Origin of the sequence: Psychrobacter maritimus (assembly GCF_029953575.1) — a bacterium.
In the GTDB taxonomy this organism is placed as follows: Bacteria; Pseudomonadota; Gammaproteobacteria; order Pseudomonadales; family Moraxellaceae; genus Psychrobacter; species Psychrobacter maritimus.
In genome coordinates this window covers 1,469,090-1,488,474 of the sequence record NZ_CP124526.1, presented here as the reverse complement: position 1 = coordinate 1,488,474, position 19,385 = coordinate 1,469,090, and the positions used below count along the sequence as shown (strand labels likewise).

21 protein-coding genes are annotated in these 19,385 nt (G+C 43.1%); 6 read left to right on the top strand and 15 right to left on the bottom strand.

Annotation, left to right across the window (positions count from 1 at the left end; genetic code table 11):
• Positions 1 to 84: 84 nt before the first annotated feature.
• A complete protein-coding gene (locus QJS82_RS06140; protein ID WP_281491586.1) occupies positions 85 to 237 on the bottom strand; it encodes a hypothetical protein in 153 nt (50 codons plus the stop codon).
• 649 nt (positions 238 to 886) lie between these two features.
• On the opposite strand from QJS82_RS06140, the gene ftsY reads away from it, so the two are divergent.
• The gene (gene ftsY / locus QJS82_RS06135; protein WP_438656676.1) at positions 887 to 2,077 is read left to right on the top strand and encodes a signal recognition particle-docking protein FtsY; all 1,191 of its coding nucleotides are present in this window, start codon (positions 887 to 889) and stop codon (positions 2,075 to 2,077) included.
• A 128-nt stretch (positions 2,078 to 2,205) separates the two neighbouring features.
• Here ftsY and QJS82_RS06130 read toward each other — a convergent pair whose 3' ends face one another.
• Positions 2,206 to 2,709 (bottom strand): IS630 family transposase, encoded by a 504-nt coding sequence (locus QJS82_RS06130; RefSeq protein WP_281491642.1) that lies wholly within the window; start codon positions 2,707 to 2,709, stop codon positions 2,206 to 2,208.
• 13 nt (positions 2,710 to 2,722) lie between these two features.
• Positions 2,723 to 3,043: an IS630 transposase-related protein gene (locus tag QJS82_RS06125; protein WP_025651424.1), complete on the bottom strand. Its 321-nt coding sequence runs from the start codon at positions 3,041 to 3,043 to the stop codon at positions 2,723 to 2,725.
• On the opposite strand from QJS82_RS06125, the gene QJS82_RS06120 reads away from it, so the two are divergent.
• Entirely contained in the window at positions 3,042 to 3,596 is a 555-nt protein-coding gene (locus QJS82_RS06120; RefSeq protein ID WP_438656674.1) for a methylated-DNA--[protein]-cysteine S-methyltransferase, read from the top strand. The two genes, QJS82_RS06125 and QJS82_RS06120, sit on opposite strands and share 2 nt — an antisense overlap.
• A gap of 130 nt (positions 3,597 to 3,726) precedes the next feature.
• Here the strand turns inward: QJS82_RS06120 and QJS82_RS06115 are convergent, their stop codons facing one another.
• Positions 3,727 to 4,476, bottom strand: a complete 750-nt coding sequence (locus QJS82_RS06115) for a YebC/PmpR family DNA-binding transcriptional regulator (RefSeq protein WP_201565272.1) — start codon at positions 4,474 to 4,476, stop codon at positions 3,727 to 3,729.
• Positions 4,477 to 4,835: 359 nt separating this feature from the next.
• Here QJS82_RS06115 and QJS82_RS06110 point away from each other — a divergent pair, with 359 nt between their 5' ends.
• Entirely contained in the window at positions 4,836 to 5,666 is an 831-nt protein-coding gene (locus QJS82_RS06110; RefSeq protein ID WP_281491584.1) for an ion transporter, read from the top strand.
• A gap of 52 nt (positions 5,667 to 5,718) precedes the next feature.
• Here QJS82_RS06110 and QJS82_RS06105 read toward each other — a convergent pair whose 3' ends face one another.
• Positions 5,719 to 7,020 carry an ABC1 kinase family protein gene (locus QJS82_RS06105; protein ID WP_281491583.1) on the bottom strand — a complete coding sequence of 434 codons (1,302 nt, stop codon included), beginning with the start codon at positions 7,018 to 7,020 and terminating at the stop codon, positions 5,719 to 5,721.
• A 222-nt stretch (positions 7,021 to 7,242) separates the two neighbouring features.
• On the bottom strand, positions 7,243 to 7,818 hold the full coding sequence (gene aroQ, locus QJS82_RS06100; RefSeq protein ID WP_281491582.1) for a type II 3-dehydroquinate dehydratase: 576 nt from the start codon (positions 7,816 to 7,818) through the stop codon (positions 7,243 to 7,245).
• 554 nt (positions 7,819 to 8,372) lie between these two features.
• Between aroQ and QJS82_RS06095 the strand changes: the two genes are divergently transcribed.
• The gene (locus QJS82_RS06095) at positions 8,373 to 8,588 is read left to right on the top strand and encodes a cold-shock protein (protein ID WP_011513806.1); all 216 of its coding nucleotides are present in this window, start codon (positions 8,373 to 8,375) and stop codon (positions 8,586 to 8,588) included.
• Positions 8,589 to 8,923: 335 nt separating this feature from the next.
• Positions 8,924 to 10,078: a DEAD/DEAH box helicase gene (locus QJS82_RS06090; RefSeq protein ID WP_438656604.1), complete on the top strand. Its 1,155-nt coding sequence runs from the start codon at positions 8,924 to 8,926 to the stop codon at positions 10,076 to 10,078.
• A gap of 126 nt (positions 10,079 to 10,204) precedes the next feature.
• Here the strand turns inward: QJS82_RS06090 and QJS82_RS06085 are convergent, their stop codons facing one another.
• The 8 genes from QJS82_RS06085 to ilvA all read right to left on the bottom strand — a co-directional run bounded on the left by QJS82_RS06085 (position 10,205) and on the right by ilvA (position 17,209).
• Positions 10,205 to 11,035 carry a sulfite exporter TauE/SafE family protein gene (locus tag QJS82_RS06085; RefSeq protein WP_281491581.1) on the bottom strand — a complete coding sequence of 277 codons (831 nt, stop codon included), beginning with the start codon at positions 11,033 to 11,035 and terminating at the stop codon, positions 10,205 to 10,207.
• A gap of 170 nt (positions 11,036 to 11,205) precedes the next feature.
• A complete protein-coding gene (gene ccoS / locus QJS82_RS06080) occupies positions 11,206 to 11,436 on the bottom strand; it encodes a cbb3-type cytochrome oxidase assembly protein CcoS (RefSeq protein ID WP_201565277.1) in 231 nt (76 codons plus the stop codon).
• 173 nt (positions 11,437 to 11,609) lie between these two features.
• Positions 11,610 to 12,389 carry a YdcF family protein gene (locus tag QJS82_RS06075; RefSeq protein ID WP_438656601.1) on the bottom strand — a complete coding sequence of 260 codons (780 nt, stop codon included), beginning with the start codon at positions 12,387 to 12,389 and terminating at the stop codon, positions 11,610 to 11,612.
• On the bottom strand, positions 12,373 to 13,521 hold the full coding sequence (murB, locus tag QJS82_RS06070; protein WP_281491580.1) for a UDP-N-acetylmuramate dehydrogenase: 1,149 nt from the start codon (positions 13,519 to 13,521) through the stop codon (positions 12,373 to 12,375). The genes QJS82_RS06075 and murB overlap by 17 nt, the downstream gene beginning before the upstream one ends.
• Before the next feature lie 114 nt (positions 13,522 to 13,635).
• On the bottom strand, positions 13,636 to 14,133 hold the full coding sequence (locus QJS82_RS06065; protein WP_281491579.1) for a low molecular weight protein-tyrosine-phosphatase: 498 nt from the start codon (positions 14,131 to 14,133) through the stop codon (positions 13,636 to 13,638).
• A gap of 214 nt (positions 14,134 to 14,347) precedes the next feature.
• Positions 14,348 to 14,788, bottom strand: a complete 441-nt coding sequence (locus QJS82_RS06060) for an RNA-binding S4 domain-containing protein (protein ID WP_201564959.1) — start codon at positions 14,786 to 14,788, stop codon at positions 14,348 to 14,350.
• A 327-nt stretch (positions 14,789 to 15,115) separates the two neighbouring features.
• Positions 15,116 to 15,523 carry an excalibur calcium-binding domain-containing protein gene (locus QJS82_RS06055; protein ID WP_281491578.1) on the bottom strand — a complete coding sequence of 136 codons (408 nt, stop codon included), beginning with the start codon at positions 15,521 to 15,523 and terminating at the stop codon, positions 15,116 to 15,118.
• A gap of 132 nt (positions 15,524 to 15,655) precedes the next feature.
• A complete protein-coding gene (ilvA, locus tag QJS82_RS06050; protein ID WP_201590908.1) occupies positions 15,656 to 17,209 on the bottom strand; it encodes a threonine ammonia-lyase, biosynthetic in 1,554 nt (517 codons plus the stop codon).
• Between the two features lie 373 nt (positions 17,210 to 17,582).
• On the opposite strand from ilvA, the gene rpiA reads away from it, so the two are divergent.
• On the top strand, positions 17,583 to 18,242 hold the full coding sequence (gene rpiA / locus QJS82_RS06045; RefSeq protein WP_201590905.1) for a ribose-5-phosphate isomerase RpiA: 660 nt from the start codon (positions 17,583 to 17,585) through the stop codon (positions 18,240 to 18,242).
• A 162-nt stretch (positions 18,243 to 18,404) separates the two neighbouring features.
• On the opposite strand, the gene argF is transcribed toward rpiA, so the two are convergent.
• Positions 18,405 to 19,328 carry an ornithine carbamoyltransferase gene (gene argF, locus QJS82_RS06040; protein ID WP_183618390.1) on the bottom strand — a complete coding sequence of 308 codons (924 nt, stop codon included), beginning with the start codon at positions 19,326 to 19,328 and terminating at the stop codon, positions 18,405 to 18,407.
• Positions 19,329 to 19,385 lie beyond the last annotated feature (57 nt).

Sequence of the window (19,385 nt, the reverse complement as noted above, 5' to 3'; positions counted from 1 at the left end):
CTGATAAGTAACTGATTTATAGAATGAGAAGAGCGTATGTTAATGCATCTAGTAATATGCGTATTTATAATGAGCATAAAGCCGTTATAACGACTTATGCGCCCCAACCATGACGCTAGCGGTCGGCTTAAATTCTTGTGTGGTGCTACAGCCTGTTGACGATAATACAATGGTAGCGAGAAGCACGGCGGCGCCCATTTGGGTCATTTTTTTATAGTTATTCGATAGTGATAACATAGGTCATTTCCAATATAAGTGGTTGAGTAAATTAAAAAATACAACGGTTTAGCGCTCGCTAAGAGTAGGCGAAGTTTGGCCTATCAAAGGTCAGATTTTTGTGTCCAAACCTTAAGCGAAACTTGCTTAGACCAGCGTATGGTTTACAGTATGATTGCTAGCATAATTTTTAGTCTTGTTTAAAGCAGTCTGTTTGGCACGGTTTTTGGCATGGCTGTTTGTTATGGATTGACAGGTTTTTACAATTTGACAGCGCTCTACAATGCTAAAGGCTAAGCACCACTTGAATTATGCTAAACTAGGCTAAAAATAATCACCCGTTAAATAATAAAAAGCGGGCGGCATAGTCATTTTAAAACAGCCATTTTAAAAAACCACTTTAAAAACAGTCACTTTAAAACAAATTACTGATAATGATAACTTTTAGGGCAAGCTTATGAATAATCCCAATAATAGCAATCGTGTGGTCATCAACCTTGACGGCGGTCTTGATGATTTGGATGACGATGATATTACCTTACCCAGTCTGCCAGCGCAAACGGTGCCCATCGTCGATGCGTCAGACAGCGTTGCAAGCAGTAATACAGAAAAGAGTGATGCAGAAAAGAGTAATACAGCAGATATGGCATTAGGTACGCCCATCGTTGAGATAGAAAAACAAAGTTCTTCTGAAAACACTTTAGAAGCTACTGCGAATACCAATACAAATGCTGTTCCATCGCAGCCTACAACTACCATTCCTACCATGCCTTTGCAGGATCATCTGGGCGATAGACCAAGCGCTACATCTGCCACTAGTGATACCAGTGCCATAAATAAACCACAAACCGAAATACAGCAGCTATCAGCCGCGCCAGAAGAGTCACAAGAGTCACAAGAGTCAAAACAGACTGAGGAAAATAAGAAAAAAGGCAGCTGGTTTAATCGCATGAAAACGGGACTGAGTAAGTCACGTAAAAATCTTGCCGAAGGTATGGTCAGTATTCTTATCGGTGGTAAAGAGATTGATGATGAGCTATTAGAAGAGGTTGAAGACCAGCTGTTGGTGGCTGATATCGGTGTCAATGCAACCAATCGTATTATCAAAAGTCTCACTGAGCAAACCGCTCGTGGTGATTTGATTTATGCGCATTCATTGTATAAAGCCTTACAAACTGAGCTGGTCGATATCTTAACGCCAAAAGTTGCGCCATTGGTCATCGATACCAGTAAAAAGCCTTTTGTTATCTTGGTAGTGGGCGTGAATGGTGTTGGTAAAACGACGACTATTGGTAAGCTTGCTAAGCGTCTGCAAGGTGAAGGTAAATCAGTGATGTTGGCAGCTGGCGATACGTTCCGAGCTGCGGCGACTGAACAGCTGCAAATTTGGGGTGAACGCAATAACATTCCTGTCGTCGCCCAAGGTCATGGCTCTGACAGCGCCTCTGTTATCTTTGATGCCATGCAATCTGCCAAAGCAAAAAATATCGATGTATTAATCGCTGATACCGCAGGGCGCTTGCAAAATAAAACCCACCTGATGGCGGAGCTTGAAAAAGTCGTGCGCGTCATGCGTAAAGCCGATCCAAGTGCACCGCACGAAGGTATGATTGTCCTCGACGCTGGCACAGGTCAAAATGCGATTAACCAAGTGGAATTGTTTAATAAAGTCGTGCCATTAACCGGCATTACTATTACTAAATTAGACGGTACTGCAAAAGGGGGTGTGGTGTTCAATATCGCTGAAACCTCCGATGTGCCGATTCGTTATATTGGGGTCGGTGAGTCGATTGATGATTTGCGTGCCTTTAGTCCAAAACAGTTTGTCGCCGCGCTATTTGAGACTGACGATAAAGAGTAGCGCTTGGTAGTTTTTTCAATGAATAAATAAGCGTTAAAAATATGAGTGTTTAGAGGGGAGAATCATGATAGTCACCATCGCAGCTGTTGAGTCGCACCAGTTAGCACTGATTGCTATAGTCAAAGAACTTATAAATCGCCACACAGCCATAAGAAATAAAAGAACAGTGTGTCAACGCAATCTAGCCGCCACTCTTTACGTTTTTGTTTGACCCAAGCCCACATTTGCTCGATAGGATTCAAATCAGGACTGTAAGGTGGCAGCCATAAAATAGTGTGCCCTGCATCTTCTATAAGTTCAGTTGTGTCTTTGCGCTTATGGAAGGTTGCATTATCCATAATAATGACACTGCTTTTCGGTAGGCTCGGTAGCAGCAATTGCTCAACCCAACTATGGAACACATCACTATTGACACTGCGATCATAAAGTCCAACAGCGAACAGCTGATTATTGTAAATAGCACCTATCGCATTGGTTTGGTTTTTAAGCTGCCAGTTGTATTGTCCAAAGCATTTTTTACCTCTATTAGAGTAACCGTAAGGCCTGTTCTCATGAGACTTAAAGCCACTTTCATCAAGATAGATAATAGGCTTATCATCAAACTCAAATTGCGCTAACTTTTCAAGAAATATTAAACGTTTTTTATCATCTGCTTTTGGATGAGTTAAGCTCTTTTTTTTGAGTGATGCCGATTCGTTTTAATGCAATGCCTATCGCTCTTTGAGTACAATTAAAACGCCGAGCTCGTTCGTGCTGATAGTCATCAGGATAAGCCTCTACATCCGCTCTCAGTAATGCATCGTCTATTTTAGTTGGGGTAAACTGACGTTTTTTACGCTCAGGAAATTTTTTCCAACGCTGAATAGTGTTGGTGCTAATTTGATATTCCTCGGCAAGTTGTCGAATGCTATAGCCTTCTGCAAGCTTATTGAGGATCAGTTGTCGGTAGTCTTTTGAGTATGCCATATTATATACTGTAGCGGATTTTTGTTTCTTTTACTATAGTGCGCATAGTAGCCCTAAGCTGGTCGAAGTCAATTGGCTGCAGGTGGGCGATTCTTGGCACAGCTCAAAATCCATTCCTAAACTTAAAAAGCATTATGGGCTTGTCGATCAAGACTTTACCTTTATCGCTCAAAACAGCCTAAGCAAAGACGTGCCTGCTCAAGCGCTACTTATAGAAGCGATAGCGCAATTAATCACGTATTTTGAGGGTAAGCGTCAAGTATTTGATTTGCCATTAGATATAAGCCTAGGAACTGAGTTTCAACAACAGGTATGGCGGGCGTTACAAGGCATCAAGCATGGTGAAACGATTAGCTATGCCACACTGGCGCAGCGCGTAGGTAATCCTAAAGGCTTTCGTGCGGTTGCTAATGCCAATGGTAAAAACCCCTTTAGTATCATCATTCCTTGTCACCGTGTTATTGCCAGCGATGGTAAGCTTGGTGGTTATACAGGCGGCTTAGACAAGAAAGCGTATTTGTTAGCGCTGGAAGGGGTGAGCTACAAAACTTAGCATGGAAAAAGTGCTCATCACCCGCGCTTAAACACTAAAAAAGGCGAAACATTAAATATGTTTCGCCTTTTTATTAATAATCAATAAGGTGTTGATAAATGGTGATATTGGTTAGAAACTATTGCTCGAACTACTGCTCAAGCTGCGCCATAACCTCATCTGAAAAAGTCACATTACTATAAACTTCTTGCACATCGTCGATATCTTCTAACATATCAATCATCTTGATGACTTTTTCGGCATCTTCAACGTTGTCTATCTCGGCGCTGGTAGATGGTGACATAGTCACTTCAGCATTGTCAGAGACCAGACCTGCCGCATTGAGCGCGTCTTTGACTTGACCGAAACTTTCCCATTCAGTGATGACCAGTAGTGACTCGCCGTCGTTTTCGATATCAAGTGCCCCAGCGTCTAAGGCTGTTAGCATAACTTCTTCTTCTAAGCTGATATCGTTAAAGGTGATTTCGCCGCGCTTGGTAAATAGATAAGCCACTGAGCCTGAGGTGCCAAGGTTGCCTTCGTTTTTGGTAAAAGCATGACGCACTTCACTGACCGTACGGTTCAGGTTATCAGTCAAGGTTTCGACCAATACTGCGACGCCGCCGACACCATAGCCTTCGTAGCTGACCTCATCCATATTATCATTGTCATCGCCGCCTGTACCACGAGCAACCGCGCGATTGATGGTATCTCGTGTCATATTGACTGACAGTGCTTTTTCGATAACGGCACGCAAGCGCGGGTTTTTATCAGGGTCAGGGTCACCTTGCTTGGCAGCAGAAACAATTTCACGAATAATTTTGGTAAAGACTTTACCTTTTACCGCATCCTGACGGGCTTTACGGTGTTTGATATTTGCCCATTTTGAATGGCCTGCCATATGACATCCTTAAGTTTTACGTGTTATTTATAGTGCGGATAAAAAAGTTGTTAGGACTATATATCAGTAACAACTTTTTATACCTGATGAGGTATTCTTATTATATGATTGTGCTGTTAATACAGTGTAATAGACCTATCGGCCAGTTAACGATTTGTATGTCGTTTGGTGCGCTTTTTTGCTACACTGCTATTTTCTATATTTTGACCAATCATCAATTCTGACGATGACGGTCGAGAGCAACAATATTTGCAATATTATAAACCACTTTAGCGCATTTTGACCAACCTTAGCTTGTCCATGCCAGCCTAAAACGTTCGGTTCTATATAACCATTGATCTTGTGACTTTATTGACTCTATGAAGCAACCAACTGCCGAAGCCATTACTCATTTGCGTAACCGCATTCATATTATTATCGAAGGCACGGATACCCGTTTGGGTAAGCTGTTTGATATCGTATTGCTGATTGCGATTTTGGCCAGTGTCGGCGTAGTGATGCTAGATAGTGTGCTGTACATGCGTTTGCAATATGGCACCATATTTCGCTATGCAGAATGGTTTTTTACCATTTTGTTTACTATTGAATATATCTTAAGGCTATTTTCAGCGCCCAATCGCTTTCGTTATACTTTTAGCTTCTTTGGGATAGTGGATTTATTGTCGGTATTGCCAAGCTATTTAAGCTTAATATTTGGTGGTGTACAGTTTTTGCTCGTGATTCGCATACTACGTATCTTGCGTATATTTCGCGTGCTCAAGCTCAACACTTATATGCAGCAAGCGGGTTTTCTTGCCTCAGCACTTAAAACCAGCCAGCAGAAAATCACGGTATTTTTCTTATCCTTGGTATTGCTGGTGACTATTTTTGGTGCGGTCGTCTACGTGGTAGAAGGGCCGGAAAATGGCTTTACCAGTATTCCCATCTCTATTTATTGGGCGGTGGTAACGGTCACCACCACTGGCTATGGTGATATGTCACCAAAAACGCCCATCGGGCAAGCAATTGCATCTATGGTCATGATTACCGGTTATGCGATTATTGCTGTGCCGACGGGTATCTTTACCGCTGAGCTGGCGCGTAATATGCGTCCACAGCTCAATCCTATTGCCTGTCCAAACTGCGGGAAATTCGGCCACGCCGTAGGAGCGGATTTCTGCGATCGCTGCGGTCATGCCCTGCATGTTTAGTGTTTATTAACGCGATTTATAGGGCTTTTCAAAATTATCGGGCTTCTAAGTACTAATAGTCTATATATTCAGCAACCAGTGGCGATAAATCTATCACCACACCCAGATTGACCAAATTCCAATACTGACCCGAAATCGTACGGTCAAGCATCATCGTCGTCGCTGATGGCTGAAACTGACCAAAATACTTTAAAGAAGTACGCATTTGGGCGATGGCTTCGTGATGGGTCTGGCTGCTACCGAAATCAAATGCACCTTCTTGATAAGGCTTCACGGATAAAGGCTTAAGGCCAATCTCTAGCCATTTCTGATAAAACTCACCCGGCACAACTTTCTCGTCATCACGGCGAATATCAAGAGCGATTAAATCTTGCTCAAGCGCGGTCACGTCACTCTTTAAAGCATGCTTGGCAAAACGGCGAAATAATTGTACTTCGCTATGGCTATAACTGCGAATTCCGCCAAAATCATAAGCGACCACACTGCCATCGGTGCGAAAAGCAAAGTTGCCAGGGTGTGGGTCACAGTGCATGCGGTATAAACCAAATAGTTGCCCTGCGCTAAAATGGAACAGGCGCTCAGCAATTTTTTGCTTGATAGCATTATCCCACGTCGCGGCGACCGTGAGCGTTTCACCCATCTCTTCGGTTAAGGTCAAAATCCGTCTGGATGAATGACTACCAATCACTTTCGGAATGATAAGACCGTCGTCTTCTGCATGAAATGCACCAAATACTTGGAGGTTGTGCGCCTCTTTAATATAGTCGAGCTCATCATGCAAGCTTTGGCGAATCTCGTGAAATAACTGCTCTTGTAATTGTTTACTCATATTGAGCACGCCGGCGATTTTTAGCGCCATGCGTACTTGCTTCAGGTCGCTATCACAGTTCTCATCGACATCAGGGTATTGAACCTTTACCACCACCCTTTGTCCAGATGGCAAAACTGCTCTATGCACTTGCCCGATTGAGGCGGCGGCAAAGGGTGCTTCTTCAAATTCAGTAAATAACTCAGCAACCGGCGCGTTAAGCTCACGCTCAACTTGGGCACGTATCTGCGCATACGGCATCGGCGGTGCATCTTTTTGCAGCTTCTCTAAAGCCGTGGCAACTTCCGGCGGAAACACATCTTTATATTGCGAGGCGATTTGACCCACTTTCATGACTGCGCCTTTCATTTCGCCAAGCGTTTCAGCTATCTGAACACCGACATCTTGCATCAGCTCTGAGCGCGCTTGTAGACGTTTTTCTTCGTCACTTGAGAGATGCTTTAATGAGTTTTTTGCAGCTTTGCCGGCAATACTGGCGGTCATGCCAGCGAGTTTCATAAAGCGTTTTCCGGACGATTTTGCCATTCATGTCACCATATAGTGGGTTTATTTACTAAGCCCTAATGTTATTATTTTAAGCAAAGGATTGCTGTTTAACTAGTGTGCCAAAAAATGTGCCAAAAGCAACAGTATGCGTATCTTAATGCTGCTTATAAGTTATAGATTGTCGCTTATGACTTAACAGTATGATGGTTTTTTATTGGTTAATAAATAAGGTTTTAATAACAAGTATCAAGTGATAAATCATTAGCTGTCTAACTTCAAATCATAAGTATGAGTCAGCCAATAATCTAATGCCATCTGATAGCCTAAATGCCCTAAGCCGCAAATAACGCCGACGGCTATATCACTAAAATAAGAATGCTGCCGGAACGATTCACGGGCGTGAACATTGGACAAATGCACTTCTATAAAGGGTTTTTGTGTCGCCGATAATGCATCTCGTATCGCAACCGAAGTATGAGTAAAGGCAGCAGGATTGATAATAATCGCATCTACTTGCGCTGCTGACTCTGCTAACAGACCATAATGTTGAATCTCATCGACAAGCTTGCCTTCATGGTTTGATTGAATGCAAATCAGCTCAATGCCATATTTGGCTGCACGTGCGACCAAATTTTTCTCAATATCAGCAAGGGTTGTATGACCGTAAATTTCAGGCTCACGTTTACCCAATAAATTTAAATTAACGCCATTGATAAGTAACAGTTTATGCGTTTTGGCGTTTGCACTTATATTGTTTGAACTTATGTCATTTGAACTTATAAGAGTTTCTTGATTAAAAGGTTTGTCGGTCACTGCTGACTGAGAAGGTATGGTCATAATAGTCTCTATCTTTATAAAGTGGTATTTTATTTATAAGTATTGTTGTCGTTATCGCTATGGGTCAATAGTAGGGCCGTATAAGATAACTTTGCTATAAGGTTTTAGGAGTAAAGTTATCCGAAGAGTAAAAGTAGCCGAATAGTAAGACTAGTCGAATAGATAAGCCCTTATTCTTTTATGATAACAGCTTGGCAGCCATGTAATAAAAAATAACATGAAAAATTATCCTAGGGGTTAAAATCGTGTTAAAAGTCTTTATGTTGCTAAAAACCCGTGCTATGATATTTTTTACGCAACAAATATTACCTATTTGTTGCTAATGTCAGTTGGGCTAACTATTAAAGTGCATAAAGCAATTTTGATATGAACCTACACTGACCATAGTAATTTTACTATAGGCTGCATCATAAAGAGGGTAATAACACGCTTTATGTGCAGATGATGGTATGTAGAGTAGTACTCTTACATTTTGATTTCATAATCTTAAACCCCGTTTATATGCAATGTCGCAAAGGAATTTGGGGTTAAGTGACTTTTTAGGAAGTAATATTATGTCAGCTCGTGAGCAAGGTATCGTTAAGTGGTTTAATGACTCAAAAGGCTTTGGTTTCATTCAACGTGATAGCGGCGAAGATATTTTTGTCCATTTCCGCGCAATCCAAGGTGATGGTTATCGCTCTCTAAAAGATGGCGAAAAGGTTGAGTTCAGTGTGGTAGAAGGCGATAAAGGCCTGCAAGCTGAAGAAGTCAGAAAGGTAGAAGAGTAATCGCTACAGTCATTAGCGCCGTTCAGCTATAATGTCTGTACAAACTACTGATATACTACTGAGTCAAGCCCGTCTTATCTTACCTATGTTGAGTTGAACGCCGCATATTTGGTAAGTTTAGGCGTTGGGCTTGGCTTTTTTATGCTTATGAGTTTTATAATTTGTCTGATTAGAGATTACGGACTGGGCTTTTTTAAGTAGTAGCTCTTAATCACAATGTTTCCTATTCACAATAGACAGTCGTATTATAAAACCAACGCTTATCATGAGCTTTTATTCATTTAAGCTTTTATTTATTAATAATAGACAAGCGATTCACACACAAGGATATTTTTTTGAGTACTTTTAAGACGTTTACGGATTTGCCGTTATCAAACCCTACTTTACGTGCCGTAAGTGATTTAGGTTTTACTGAATTGACGCCCATTCAAGCACAGATATTACCGCATACATTGGCAAATCAAGACGCCATCGGACAGGCGCAAACGGGAACTGGCAAGACGGCAACGTTTTTACTGACCATTATGGAAGCGTTATTAAAACGTCCTTTTGCTGCCGATGAAGAACGTTATTTAGGTGAGCCACGTGCCGTCGTTATGGCGCCAACCCGTGAGCTTGCCCAGCAGATATTTGACGACTGTATTGCTCTGACCAAATATACTTCGCTACACAGCGTTTGTATCATGGGTGGCACCAATTATGAAACCCAGCAGCATGAGCTTGAGCGCCAATATGTGGATATCTTAATTGCCACTCCAGGTCGTTTGATTGACCTAATGCACAAAGGCATGGTCTATCTAGATCGCGTTGAAGTATTGGTATTAGATGAAGCGGATCGTATGCTTGATATGGGTTTTATCCCTGATATCAAGCGTTTGGTTGGTCGTATGCCGCCAAATACTGATCGTCAAAGCTTATTGTTTTCTGCCACCTTTAACCAAGATGTGATGAATCTCGCTTACCGCTGGTTGCATGAGCCAGAATTTGTAGAGATTGAGCCTGAGCATAAGACCAGCGAATTGGTCGATCAGCATTTTTACTTATTAACCGAAGACCAAAAATTAGCAGCGGTCGAGCGTATCATCACTGATAGCACAGTCGAGAAGGTGATTATTTTTGCCAACCGTAAAGATCAGGTTAAGCGCTTGTATCATAAGCTGCGTCAGGGACATAGAATCGTCATGTTATCAGGCGATGTGATTCAGCAAAAGCGCGAAAAATATCTGCAACGCTTTAAAGATGGTCATGCTTCTGTGTTGGTCGCGACCGATGTGGCAGGACGCGGTATTCATGTTGATGATGTCAGTCATGTGATTAATTACACCCTGCCAGATCAGCCAGATGATTACGTACACCGTATTGGACGTACTGGACGCGCGGGCCAAACCGGTATCAGTATTAGCTTCGTCAGCGAAGATGATGCCTTTAATATCCCTGCATTAGAAAAGCATTTAGATACTAAGTTTAGCCTTGAGCAGTGGCAGCCTTAATAGAATTTTTTTAATTAAGTTCTAAAGCATTTAAACAGCAAAAAGCCCTTAATGCATGATTAAGGGCTTTTTTATACGTCTGTTTTTAGATGCCATCAATTTAAAGGAATATTAAACAGCAATTAGTTAGTGATGATCTTCCATATCTGCTGAGTCATCATTCATATTGTGCATACTATGGTCCATCTGACTCATATCGTGGTCGGTGGTATTACCTGTGTCATTCATCATGGTATGCTCACCATGCTCCATGTTCATGCTATGACCACCGCCATGGTCACCATGCATACTGGACATGGCGATAGGCACAAAAACGACGGCTAACCCCGATAAAACCATGATAGCGCCATTAATTTGTCTTAAACGTAGGCGTCCAATTTTCTCACGTAGCCAACCAACCGTTTCATGGGTGGCAACCAACATCGGCACTGTGCCCAAACCGAAGACAAACATCAATGCCGCACCGCCCAATGGGTTATGAGCAACGACGGCAATAAGTAGCGCACCGTAAACCAAACCACAAGGTAAGAACCCCCATAATAACCCTGCCGCTAAAGCACGCGGGAAGGTATTAAGTGGAAATACTTTTTGGCGTAGCGGACTCAGATACTGCCAAAAACGCATGCCGACACGCTCAAGCTTGGTTAAAAATGGTGCACCAAGCATCGTGACACCAACAAATACCAATACCAAGCCCAATAAGATACGAGGCGTACTATTGCCTTTCATTAATGGCTCTAAAACAGTGGTACCCACAAGTCCGGCGACCAAGCCTAAAAATGCGTAACTGCTTAAACGCCCGAAGTGGTAGGTGGCTATCAAAGCGCGGCGCTTAGCAGGGCTGACATCTTTCATCGATAGACTAAATGCTGCTACTAGCCCGCCACACATGCCTAAGCAATGTGGTGAACCAAAAAATCCCATTAGTAATGCCGCAACAAGTAAAGCTGTGGTCATGGGGAGTCTCTCCTAAAAATAGTAAAGCGTGAGCCTATTTTTATCATTTATCTAAAAAAATGATAAAAGCAGTCACGTATAAATGAGATATGGAAGGCTATATGTTTGAATTTTATTGATAGCTATTTGCTTTATTAAGACGATGTCAATAAAAGGTGAATCGGTAGCACTCAATCGTCGGCTTTGTTGGAGTCTGCCGTGTCATCAGCTTGCGGTATATCGTCACTAGGCGTATGAGCTTGAATGGTTTGCCGACGTTCTTGACGGTCATCCAAGATAATGCGCTGTGACGCATTATCTAAGTCCTCAAACTGGTTTGATTTGACCGCATAGCGTATTGCCCAGATGGCGACCACGAACAGCATTAAACTTAAAGGAATTAATAAAAATATACTGAGCATGGCAAACCTCTTCAATAGCAGTTTCTTATATTATACACTTATTGCAAGTGTTATAAATGTTCTATAAATACTAAAAGTAAGACAGTGGATAATTGGGTAATAATAGTCATCTGATGATACTAATCTAATGATGCTAATTTAATAATACTAGGTCAGAAAATGCCAGCTAAGTGTTATTCAGTAAGCGTTTTTACGGCATTGCCTCTAGGGGTTAGGAGTTGCTGCGAGGTCACATCCTTAGCATGCCGACAGTTTGCTTGTGGGCGTATCACATCACGTAAGTAGGCGGCCACTTCATAAACTGCCCGCCGCGAATGACTCAAGTTCTGTGCCGGTTCCATCCAATCGCGTTTGACCGGTAAAGGCGCATTGATTGGGGTACTATTGATGCCGTTTAGGGCAAACTGTCTCCTTGCCCGCGCCATATGATAGCTATCGGTAATCAGGTATACATGATGTAGAGGAATACGCTTAGCAGTAAAACGTGCATTTTCACAGGTATTCATACTGGCATTTTCGCTGATGAGCCCATCAATACCGTGTTCTATAAGCCACTGACCAAGCCAAGGCGCCTCAGCACCACTCAGTACAATAGGTAGCGGCAAATCATGATAGGCGGTTGCCGCCGTACGGGCGCGGTTTAGGCTATAACTGTTTAGGATGGTTTGATTGTTATTATCATTGGTCAGACCGCCGCCCAGTACCACATAGGCGGTCGGTGGAGAGCTCATGGCGGCAGGCGGCATCTTTGGTAAAGGTAAATGGGCTAAAAGGTAAATCACCGCTTGTGAAAATAGCGGGGTAAATAAACTGATAATAACGAGAATAACCGCCGTTGAACCCAGTAAAAAGGTGGCATTAATAATACGAAACAGCTTTATCATACGCTCAGCTGAACGTAAGTAAGAGCGCCATAAGCGCTTAGACCATGATCGTTTAGACCACATACTCATCAAATCCAATAGAGCTGTCAGCATTTACCCAAACCGGCTCGCGTGATAATTCAATCGCAAATATCTTAGAGACAATATTGGCAATATGATTTTGAGCCTTTGCCACATCTGCTTGCGTCGCTTGATAAGGGCTGTGATTGGTCAACACCAAGGCTTGCTGTTGATGGGTCATAATCGGCGCTGAACCGCCACCTTTTAAACCAGATTGTTCAATCAACCAGCCAGCCGCAACCTTAACCATGGCATCCGGCATTGGATAGCCAACGATGGTAGGGTGAGTGGATTGTAGCGTTATAAATTGCGCTTGAGGAATAATAGGGTTCTGAAAAAAACTGCCGCAATTAGGGAGCTGTTTAGGATCGGGCAGTTTTTGTTGGCGAATATCTATAATCGCCTGCATGACATCAGCAGGTACGGGCTGCATGCGCCCTTGCTGCTCTGCATAGCGCTGCGCGACCGTCTGCACATCGCCATAGCTGGCAAGGATTTTATTGGCATCGGTATGTAAGCGAAAACCCACGCGAGTGATAAGCCAAGTATTAGGCGCACGCTTAAAGAGGCTGTCGCGGTAGCCAAACTGGCAGTCTGCTGCTGTTAGATGATGCCAAGTGTGGGTTGGCAGATGATAAGCACGAACATACTCTAAGCAATCTTCTAATTGCACACCGTAAGCACCGATATTTTGTACAGGCGCCGCTCCCGTCAGACCCGGTATCAATGCCAAGTTTTCAAGTCCATACCAACCTTGAGCCACGGTATACATCACCAAATCGTGCCAGTTTTCACCGGCCATCACTTCGATATCGACATAACGGTCTGTTTGCGCCGTCATAATAATACCGCGCATTTGGGGACGTAAGACGATAGCGTTTAAGTTTGCTGGCAATAAAACATTGCTACCGCCAGAGAGCACGAATAACGGCTTAGTAAGCTCTGCATCTTTTCCGTAACCTGCCATAAAGGCATCAAGTTGCGCCTCATCGGTGAGCGTCACGACCACATCCGCCACACATGCCAATGCCATGGTATTGCTATGGGACAAATCGACCGACTTAGCCTGTGGTACATTTACCACAAGATTAGTCGATGTCGTAGGTTGAGCATTCGAATCATGGCGTAAAGCTGAGGTCATAACATAGCCTATCTGGCAAATAAACAAGAAATTATGCGGTGTTTATTATAAAGGATGCACGGCATAAAAGTAGCAGAAATATGGTGCTTTATTGCTAAGCACTATTAATCATTGCTAAGCAGTTTTCCAACTTTCAATCCAAGCTTCGGCACTTGATTCGATACGTTCGATGACTTCTTCAAAGGCGTCGCCATCACCTTGATAAGGGTCTGGTACATCGTCGCCGCCGTAGGTTGGATCTTCTTCACTAAATAGCGCCAGTTTGGCAAGCTTGCCATCTGTGTCGCTGATGCTGTCTTTAATAGCTTGCAGGTCGGCTAAGTTTTGCGCATCCATCGCCAAAATCAAATCAAATTTGTGAAAGTCGTCAGCGCTTACTTGACGCGCGACCAGCTTATTAATGTTATAACCATGAGCTTTAGCATGGCGCTGTGCCCGTACATCAGGCGCATGACCAATATGCCAGTCGCCAGTCCCTGCCGAATCCACTTTCATCGCCAGCCCTGCAATGGCTGCTTGCTGACGAAAAATCTCTTCGGCGGTCGGTGAACGGCAAATATTTCCCAAACAAACCAGTAGCACAGAGGAGGGAGTAGACGCTTTAATTGGCATATAATGACCTTTTATCACAACAAAAAAACATGCTATCTAGACCAGCATGGTTAATGCGGTTTATTAGCATGTTATCGAGTAAATTAATTGGCTATCAGCGTAACGGTTAATACGTTGAATGGCAAGGGTAGAGGTAAAACAATAGGGTCACATTAGGCTATGAATAATAGCAAGCTGCCGACCCCAATAGCCTATATAAATGTTAAGAATCGATTTAGTCTTGATTGTGTTTGAAGCGCTGTAAATCACGCCGCTCTTTTTTATTGGGTTTATTATCTGGACGAGCAAGATTGGCAAGTTTGCGCTGCTCGGCATAAAAAGCGCGGCGCTCCTCGCTTTCCTCAGTTTCAGAATATAACGCTTGGGCAGCAATCGCATTACCACGTTGTGCGCTTAGTGCTTCAACCAACACAGTTTTCTCAGTCATGGCGGTTGCTGAGCCTTGGCGAATACTGAGCTCATCCCCGACGGCAATCTCTTTGCTGGTTTTGACGCGGCTCCCTGCATAATGGACGCGTCCGCTTTCTATGGCTTCTTTGGCAAGGGTGCGGGTGCGATAAAATCTAGCGGCCCATAACCATTTATCAAGACGCATACGCACGGCATCTGGTTGGCTATGTGCGGGCTGATTATGGTTTTTATTGTGTTTACTCATCAAAACCTCATAGATATCAATAACGTAAGATAATAATGGTGTTGTTTTTACTGATTAAAAGAGCGTTAAGCGATTAAAGTATTTCAAAATAGGTTTTTATGGTGAATAAGGACAACTGAAATTAGCCATTGTTCTGATTGGTAACTTTAGCAGCCATTGTTACAGCACTGTTAGTATTTAACTGCTCTAAACCGTTTATCACACCATTCATGTTTTTGACGGTTTTATTTTGGCTCAATTTAAACTGAGCTTATATCGAATCGATAGGCAATCTAAAGCCAATAATACCGCGACACATGACGTTCTCAATTTATGCTTGATATAAAACTATTTACACCACTGCTGCTCACAAGGAATGCCGTCATAGTTACCATCCATTTTTGTATTAGGACAGTGTTGTAGGAAGTAGGTTGCTTCGGCGCATGAGGTCATCTGAGAGCAATGTTGCCTGCCATCACAGGCAAAACTTGGTGCTGTTGGTTTAGGCGTTAATACTGGTTGTGACGTTAATACGGGGTTTACTGCCTGAATTGATGTTGCATCTGAAGCTGTGCCTAAATCGACGTACGTTGGCGGTATGTCATCTAAGTCAGTTGAGGTGAAAGCAGCGGCAGCTGAAGTATCAGCTGCAACATCAGTGGTAGGATTGCTAGTCGTGGTTTTAGGTTGCAACATCTTATAACTTACTAGTGCTAAAACCAGTAATAATACAAATATCACTATCTTTTGAATCACGGCTTACCACCTAGTAATAGTCACTACAAATAAATCAATTCTATAAGTAAATAGTCATTATTGATGCATCAGAGGCGGTTTTCTAATTGTTAAAAAACCGCATTGATAAATGAAATTTTACTTCTGCTTTGATTATTTTAAAAACAACTGATAACCAATGTTGTCATTGAGCATGGTGCAGTCATAACCAATATCAAGAAGCGCATCTTGTAGTTGGCGAGAGTTGCCCTCAGAGGCTTGCACACCGACCAGCACGCGACCTTCAGCAGCGCCATGATTGCGATAATGAAATAAGGTGATATTAAAGTCGTCGCCAAGTTTCTCTAAGAAAGTCAGCAATGCGCCCGGACGTTCAGGGAAAACTACGTTGAATAATTGCTCGTTTTCGACATGCGCATGACCACCGATCAAATAACGGATATGTGATTTGGCGATATCATCATCGGTTAAGTCGTGTGCTTCATAGCCATCGGCTGCCAATTGACTGCTAATCGTTTGACGCTCTTTGTCGCCTTCTTTTAGGGCGATACCGACAAAGATTGCTGCAGGTTCCATCGAATCTGGTGATTTTTTGCTATCGGCACGGTAGTTAAACTCGGTGATATTACGGCCATGTAAGCTACGGCAGAAGTTTAAGAAAGCGCCGGTTTGCTCAGGAATGGTCACGCCAAAGATGGCTTCTTTTTTCTCACCAATCTCAGTACGCTCGGCGATATAACGCAAGCGGTCAAAGTTCATATTGGCGCCGCAAATAATACCGACGCAGTTTTTACCTTGTAGGTTATGGGCTTCGATATATTTTTTCATGCCTGCAACGGACAAAGCGCCAGCAGGTTCAACGATACTGCGGTTTTCTTCAAAGATATCTTTCACCGCCGCGCAGACTTCGTCGTTGGTACAAGTGACCACTTCAGGCTCGACGACAGGACCTGATTTATCACTTTTTTGCATACGCACAATATCAAAAGGTAGCTCGCCAATTTGAGCGACTGCAACACCATCGACAAACAGACCGACTTGCTTAAGCGTGACTCGCTCATTTGCTTCAAGTGCCGCTTTTAATGAAGCTGATTGGTCTGCTTCTACAGCGATGACTTTGACGTGCGGCGCGACTTCACCCAAGAATGCTGCGACGCCAGAAATCAAACCGCCACCACCCACGGCAACGAATACATAATCCATGTTACGCCATTGCTGGGTTAATTCCAGACCAATGGTGCCTTGTCCTGCAATCACCAATTCATCATCATAAGGGGGAATAAAGGTTAAACCCTCAGTCTCAGCGCGATTGATTGCATAACGGTTGGCTTCATCAAAGCTATCGCCATACAAATCAACATTACCGCCGAGTGCTCTAACGGCATCTACTTTAATATCAGGGGTGGTGGTTGGCATGACGATGATGTTATTTAGGGCAAGCTTACGCGCTGAATAAGCAACGCCTTGGGCGTGGTTGCCCGCTGAAGCACAAATAACGCCACGCGCTTTTTGCTCATCGCTCAATTGGCTAATACGGTTGTAAGCACCGCGTAATTTAAAGGATTTTACTGGTTGCAGGTCTTCGCGCTTAAATCGAATATCATTAGCAAAACGTTGGGTCAGCTTGGGTGCAGCTTCAAGTGGTGTTTGAATGGCAACGTCATAGACGGTGGCTTGCAAGATGGCTCGTACCCAATGTGACAGCATAATAATTCCTAAACAGAGTGAAGATGAATAAAAGAAGTGCAAATGGCTATAAAGTCAGTGTTTATAAATTAGCCGCTATAAATAACTATAAACCAGTATAGATAAGCACAAAAACGAAATAGATTAGCCTATGCTGATTTTCACTATCTTGCAAGACACAATTGCAAATTTTATAGGGAGTTTTTTTGAAGGTTAAAGGTCAAGCCATCAATACATTAAAGTAAGTATGGGCTCTGAGAAGGGGCAATGAGTATTTAGAATGGGTTTTACGCTAACATCGCCTAAAGCCATCGGTTATAATAAGCGCGCATTTTACCTCTTTTATCATTTTAGCTCTTTTAGAGTGAGACGTTTATTTTTCCAAGGATTTATGATGAGTGATCAGCAAGCACAAAAGCAAGCTGCAGCCAAAGCTGCCCTAAGCTATATTGAAGATGACATGATACTTGGAGTGGGGACGGGCAGTACGGTTAACTGTTTGATTGAGTTGTTGCCGACATTAAGGCTTGCTGGCGCGGTTGCAAGCTCACAGGTCACCGAAGATAAACTTCGTGCCCTTGGTATCGAAATTGTCGATTTAAACTTTGCCGGTCAGCTTGATGTCTATATCGATGGTGCTGATGAGGTAAATGAGCATTTGCAATTGATTAAAGGTGGCGGCGGCGCGCTCACACGTGAAAAAATTGTCGCTGCAGCATCTAATAAGTTTATCTGCATGGTTGATGAAAGCAAAAGCGTTGAATGGTTGGGACGCGAATTTCCAGTACCGATAGAGGTGCTGCCACAAGCGCGCTCGTATGTGGCAAGGCAATTAGCCCGTTTGGGCGCTGAGCCAGTATATCGTGAAGATTTCGTTACCGATTATGGCAATGTGATTTTAGATACTTATGACTTAGATGTCAGTAATCCACTAGAGCTTGAGCAGCAATTAAACAATATTGTTGGGGTAGTCTGTAATGGTATCTTTGCTGCCAATCAAGCCGATGTCTTATTAAAAGCGGGCAGTAATGGGGTGACGACTTTAACGCGTTAATGCATTATTGACAGAATTTAATGCTATAACTTATCGCTAAATAAAGCCGTAAACAATAAAAAGGCAGAGCACTATAAATATGCTCTGCCTTTTTTTGTACGTGTTATTTTTAGACGTGCTGGTTTATCAATATTTCACGTTATGCTCTTTACCAGCCTGTTTTTAGGCAGGCAGCTTAATTTTGTCTTTTAATAAAAATTCCATCAAAGCTTTCTGCGCATGTAAGCGGTTTTCGGCTTCATGCCACACCACAGAGCGCGGATCATCGAGCATATCATGAGAGATTTCTTCGCCGCGATGGGCTGGCAAGCAGTGCATAAATACCACTTCAGGGTCGGCTTTATCGAGTAGTGATGGCGTCACTTGATAAGAAGCAAAGCGTCGCGCGCGGGTATTTTGTTCAGACTCTTGCCCCATACTGGCCCAGACGTCGGTGACAATTAAGTTTGAATCTTTCGCCGCTTCTTGGACGTTTTCAACGATACTGACACAATGCGAGAAGCGTTTCATCAGCTCAGGGTCAGGCTCAAAACCATAAGGGGCTGCTACACGTAGCTCAAAGCCAAACTGATTGGCCGCTTGCATGTAGGAGGCACACATATTGTTGCCATCACCAACCCAAGTGACGATTTTATTTTCGATACTACCGCGATGCTCATAATACGTCTGCATATCAGCAAGCAGCTGGCAGGGATGGAATTCGTCAGTGAGCGCGTTGATAATCGGTACACTGGAATATTCCGCAAAGGTCTCAACTTTTTCGTGCCCAAAGGTGCGAATCATGATGATATCGACCATGCTTGAGATGACGCGAGCGGAATCTTCTAGCGGCTCACCACGGCCAAGTTGGGTATCATTTGGCGATAAAAAAATAGCATTACCGCCAAACTGACCCATGCCAGTCTCGAACGAGATACGCGTACGGGTGGATGATTTCTCAAATATCATACCAAGCGTCCGACCAACAAAGGGCTGATATATCTCGCCAGCATGTTGCATCTTACGCAGTTCGCTCGCGCGTTTGATTAAGTTTTCTAGTTCTTGTTTGGTTAAATCAGATAGGGTCAAAAAATGGCGCAAACTCATAGTAATCCTAGCAGTCGATCGCAGTCGATGAAAAATGATACGTTGTCATTTTTTAAT

Bases quoted from the DNA above. Each gene is read 5' to 3' on its own strand.
- QJS82_RS06140 (WP_281491586.1), bottom strand. From the start codon at position 237: ATGTTATCACTATCGAATAACTATAAAAAAATGACCCAAATGGGCGCC.
- QJS82_RS06125 (WP_025651424.1), bottom strand. From the start codon at position 3,043: ATGGCATACTCAAAAGACTACCGACAACTGATCCTCAATAAGCTTGCA.
- QJS82_RS06115 (WP_201565272.1), bottom strand. From the start codon at position 4,476: ATGGCAGGCCATTCAAAATGGGCAAATATCAAACACCGTAAAGCCCGT.
- QJS82_RS06110 (WP_281491584.1), top strand. From the start codon at position 4,836: ATGAAGCAACCAACTGCCGAAGCCATTACTCATTTGCGTAACCGCATT.
- QJS82_RS06105 (WP_281491583.1), bottom strand. From the start codon at position 7,020: ATGGCAAAATCGTCCGGAAAACGCTTTATGAAACTCGCTGGCATGACC.
- aroQ (WP_281491582.1), bottom strand. From the start codon at position 7,818: ATGACCATACCTTCTCAGTCAGCAGTGACCGACAAACCTTTTAATCAA.
- QJS82_RS06095 (WP_011513806.1), top strand. From the start codon at position 8,373: ATGTCAGCTCGTGAGCAAGGTATCGTTAAGTGGTTTAATGACTCAAAA.
- QJS82_RS06085 (WP_281491581.1), bottom strand. From the start codon at position 11,035: ATGACCACAGCTTTACTTGTTGCGGCATTACTAATGGGATTTTTTGGT.
- ccoS (WP_201565277.1), bottom strand. From the start codon at position 11,436: ATGCTCAGTATATTTTTATTAATTCCTTTAAGTTTAATGCTGTTCGTG.
- QJS82_RS06075 (WP_438656601.1), bottom strand. From the start codon at position 12,389: ATGAGTATGTGGTCTAAACGATCATGGTCTAAGCGCTTATGGCGCTCT.
- murB (WP_281491580.1), bottom strand. From the start codon at position 13,521: ATGACCTCAGCTTTACGCCATGATTCGAATGCTCAACCTACGACATCG.
- QJS82_RS06065 (WP_281491579.1), bottom strand. From the start codon at position 14,133: ATGCCAATTAAAGCGTCTACTCCCTCCTCTGTGCTACTGGTTTGTTTG.
- QJS82_RS06060 (WP_201564959.1), bottom strand. From the start codon at position 14,788: ATGAGTAAACACAATAAAAACCATAATCAGCCCGCACATAGCCAACCA.
- ilvA (WP_201590908.1), bottom strand. From the start codon at position 17,209: ATGCTGTCACATTGGGTACGAGCCATCTTGCAAGCCACCGTCTATGAC.
- rpiA (WP_201590905.1), top strand. From the start codon at position 17,583: ATGAGTGATCAGCAAGCACAAAAGCAAGCTGCAGCCAAAGCTGCCCTA.
- argF (WP_183618390.1), bottom strand. From the start codon at position 19,328: ATGAGTTTGCGCCATTTTTTGACCCTATCTGATTTAACCAAACAAGAA.